Below are 3,874 nucleotides of genomic sequence, written 5' to 3'. Positions count from 1 at the left end.
GTGAAGAGCACGAAGGTGTGCCTGGTGGTGTGTTCATGAAATATCAAGGATCAAGGGTGGCGCCAGCTATGGGCTGAAAGCGCCCATTACAGCTAACTTTCTTATTACTTGTTTATTGGAAAATATTTAGCAATCGTTTGCCTCGCCTCTTGTAGCCACTCTTTTCTTTGTTTTTCAGTGCTGATAACAATAATGCTGAACATTCTACGATAGAAATTGTTGACGCCACACAAGCCAAAGATGCAATTCTTCCAGATGGTCTCCAGAGGATCACCAAATACATTTTTCTCTCTTACACTCTCTGTATTCGAGGTATTGAAAACAATAGCAGCTTTGGCCCTCAACAAACCATTCGGCACCCCTTCTCCTTTGTCGCCCTCCAGAAATTCATAAGCCACCCCCGGCCGAAGAACTCTGTCGACCCATCCCTTTAGAATTGCCGGCGGTTGGCCCCACCAGTTGGGGTGGACGACAATGATTCCATCTGCCTTTGATATTTCCGTGCAATGTTTTTCAATTTCTGGCGGCAAAAGGGCGCCATCCTGGATCTCTTCAGATGGCAGTATTGGCTCGAATTTCTCGTCATACAGGTCATGAAAACAGACCGTATGCCCGTTCTGTTTCAATGTTTCCACTGCAGCAGCTGCAATGGCGTGATTGAAACTTTCCTTGTTGGGGTGAGCAAGTATTACTGATACTCTCATATGGTCAGCAGCACCTTCTTGTTTGTTCTGAAGCAAACGCAATAATCAGAGTTCTATGCAGGCTCTGTATTGCATCTTACTGGGGCAAAAATGCCAGATCAAGGCGGAGGCCGTCTCGGTCAGAGATGGAACGCCGCCTAATGTGCTGGCAAGAAGCAGAACAGCAGTGGCAACTTATATCTGCCAGTTTTAAGAGTTAGAAGAGCAGTCATCTACCAGTTGAACGCAGAATCACATGGATTGGCCGCCTCCACCGAAAATGGTGAACAGCAGGAAAATGATCAGTGCCTGAACGATCCAGCCGATCAGGCACACACCCACTGCCCGCATTGTGCTCTGATAGTCGAGGGCCTGTCTCACTGCAATCACCATGGCCACAAGCATCCAGATGGAGGTAATCAGAAAAACAATGCCACCCAGGAGCGGGATAATGGCCAATACACGAAGCAGGCCTGGAGAGCTCGAGAAGCCGATGGTCCTCAGCAGCTGTCCCACGTCAGCCCTGGTGTTTGGCTCGGGGAGTAGTTTCCAGATATACCAGCTGACAAGGGCCGCGATGGTGCCGATGACAATGCCCCCTATGCCAACCTGGGTAATGCTTCCGAGGCCAGCTGCTACACTGGAAAGAACCACAACCCCCGTAGCCTGTCCCATCGCCTCTTTATCAGCCTCCACCTCTTCATACAACTGGGCATCCAGTTTTGCAGCCCGAATAATACGCTCTTTGAAACTGGCCATAACATCCTCCAATCCAATGCTTTTCTGCTTCACAAATGACAGATGAGATCATCCATTTTCCGAATTATGAAGTAAACCAATAAGGCTGCCCGTTCTGCTAAGTCGAGACCAACTCCTTACTATAGATAAAAGCTCCGTCTCGCTCCAGCCACTCCTCGCCCCGACGCTCTCGCTCCAGCCACTCCTCGCCCCGACGCTCCAGGATCCAGCCGCTGGCCTTTTTGCCGCCGAAGGGAAGACGCAGGGGAGTGAAAAAGAACTGGGGATTATCGTGAACCATGCCGAAATGCTGGTGGAACAATCTGCGCCCGTGCTCTGGCGGCGTTCCGAAAAAAGCCAACAGGAAGCCATACCTTGTCTGGATCAATTCCTGTACCGCCGCCTCAGGATCATCAAAGGGCTTGAGAACGAGAAGGGGACCGAAGAGCTCTAGATCGGGGATTTCTCCATTGTCCATCTCGAGCACTAGAGGAAATACAGTTTCGTCTTTGACAGCACCGGTAAGCAGGCGTGCTGCTGGAATATTATCAAGAGCTTTTTCAAGAATGACACGGGTTCGTTCCACACGTATGGGCCCAATGTCTGTTTCTGGATCGAGGGGGTCTCCCACCTTCAGGCTGCGGACATGGCCCAGGATCTGGTTCCGCACAGCTTCATAGAGGCTTCTGTGAATCAGCGCCTTTTTGATGGTGGTGCAGTACTGGCCGCCGTTTATGAAGGCACGGCGCGCTATGAACTGGCTTGCCTGCTGCACAGAAGCATCTTTAAATACCACAGCTGCAGGCATGCCTCCCGGCCCCGCGAAAAAGAGCTTGTCAAAGGCACGATGCTGGCGGCGATATGCTTCTCCCACAGCAGAAGCGCCGGACATAAAGAGCACCCGGATCGCTTCGTCCTCCACACAGTTGCGGCCAAATACTCGATTGTCTTTCCCGACCACAGGCTCGAGAGTATCCAGAGGCCTGCATATTTCTTGGAGCAAAGCGGCTGTGCGATGCGTGTGCGACGAGAAGCTGAAGCGCAATCGATTGCCGGTCAATAATGCTGCCCCACCAAGGCGCGCCAGCATGACAGCGGGGGCGTCGTAGGGAAAGATGGCGGCAACAGTACCATAGGGCCGCCCGTTTTCTATCCAGGCGATCTCTTCTGCCATGGTCCGCAGATAGTCAACAGCCAGATCTACTTCCATGGAAGTAATTCTCACAGGAAAGCCGGCATCCTGGGCAGCGGCCTCCTGAAGTGCTGTGGAGTTGCTTTCCAGACCGTCAGCCAGCCTCTCAATGGCTTCCAATCGCATGCTTAGAGCATAAGCTGAAACCATATAATTCTCTCCTGCGCTCTGCGCAATATAAAAATAAAAAAAGACGGAAGCTTCCCTTGAAGTTTGTCTCACATTTGTTCCAATTTATCAACAAACGTACCGAATTGTCGATCCTTGCTCATTCAATTTTTCACCCGCCCTATGCATTGTACTTCTTGCCAAACCGTGGGTCCTTAAGCAAGAACTAAACTCTGTGTAGCCATTATCATCACTTTGCTTCCAACACATATCTCTGTGCCTGCCCCATTCATATAAGGCTCCTCAACAGAATGTGTGCTACGAATGAGCGATAGAAGGTAGAAAGCATGAGTCAAATCCGATATTTAGAAGGTGGAAACCAAAACCTAAATAGCGGAGGGATGACTCATGCTCGTATCCAGTATCGTACGTTTGACTCTGGGAATCAAGGATCATCGAATTGTTTCGACCAGGCTTGCCAACAACGAACTGAGGATCGAACTGGATGTCAAGAAGAAAAGGAAGTTGCCTAGTCCCGCCGTTGGCGGGATGGCAAGCGTTTTCATCCGAAGGACAAGCTCAGAGAGAGGCGTTGGCGACATGTCTCCCTGTGGGGTATTGCGGTCTTTCTCTACTACCATCCCAGGCGAGTCAAATGTCCTGCTCACGGAATCAAAGTGGAACGTATTCCCTGGAGCATGGGCAAAAAGCCCATCAGCTTTCCCCTTATCACCGTGCTTTTCCTTTCCCGCAGAGCGGGATCTCCACTTCGCTCCGACTGGCTAGACTGCTCTCCTGGGATCAAGTAGCCAGTCTTTTTCACGTCTCCTTGGAACACGGTCAGAAGCGCGGTGGAGGCTGCAGTGGCATACGGCAGAGAGCAGGAAGACTACGGGGATGTTCGACTCATTGGCATCGATGAGATCAGTCGCAAGAAAGGCCATGTCTACCACACCCAGGTCTATGATCTGGAAAGGAAGCGGCTGATCTATACTGGCGCCCATCAGGATAAGGACTCTTTGCGCAGATTCTTTGACTGGCGGAACCTGTCAACAACTTTTGGACACTCACTTGCGGAAATTACTGTAGCTTCTTTCTGTTCACCATTGCCTGCGCAGGAGGATTGATCCATACCGCCTGCGGCAAAGCAGGA

General features: G+C 50.9%; 4 protein-coding genes. 1 reads left to right on the top strand and 3 read right to left on the bottom strand.

Features of this window, described 5'->3' with window-relative positions; genetic code table 11:
• Window positions 1–104: 104 nt before the first annotated feature.
• The 3 genes from JRI89_17735 to JRI89_17725 form a co-directional block, all read right to left on the bottom strand.
• Window positions 105–704, bottom strand: a complete 600-nt coding sequence (locus tag JRI89_17735; GenBank protein MBW2073074.1) for an NAD(P)H-dependent oxidoreductase — start codon at window positions 702–704, stop codon at window positions 105–107.
• 231 nt (window positions 705–935) lie between these two features.
• Window positions 936–1,442: a hypothetical protein gene (locus JRI89_17730; protein MBW2073073.1), complete on the bottom strand. Its 507-nt coding sequence runs from the start codon at window positions 1,440–1,442 to the stop codon at window positions 936–938.
• 97 nt (window positions 1,443–1,539) lie between these two features.
• Complete coding sequence (locus JRI89_17725; protein MBW2073072.1) at window positions 1,540–2,763, bottom strand: aldehyde dehydrogenase family protein; 1,224 nt, start codon at window positions 2,761–2,763, stop codon at window positions 1,540–1,542.
• Between the two features lie 821 nt (window positions 2,764–3,584).
• Between JRI89_17725 and JRI89_17720 the strand changes: the two genes are divergently transcribed.
• Window positions 3,585–3,848: a transposase gene (locus JRI89_17720; protein MBW2073071.1), complete on the top strand. Its 264-nt coding sequence runs from the start codon at window positions 3,585–3,587 to the stop codon at window positions 3,846–3,848.
• Window positions 3,849–3,874: the final 26 nt, after the last annotated feature.

This window comes from Deltaproteobacteria bacterium (assembly GCA_019309045.1).
GTDB lineage: Bacteria > Desulfobacterota > Syntrophobacteria > BM002 > BM002 > JAFDGZ01.
This window is presented reverse-complemented; position numbering and strand designations above follow the sequence as displayed.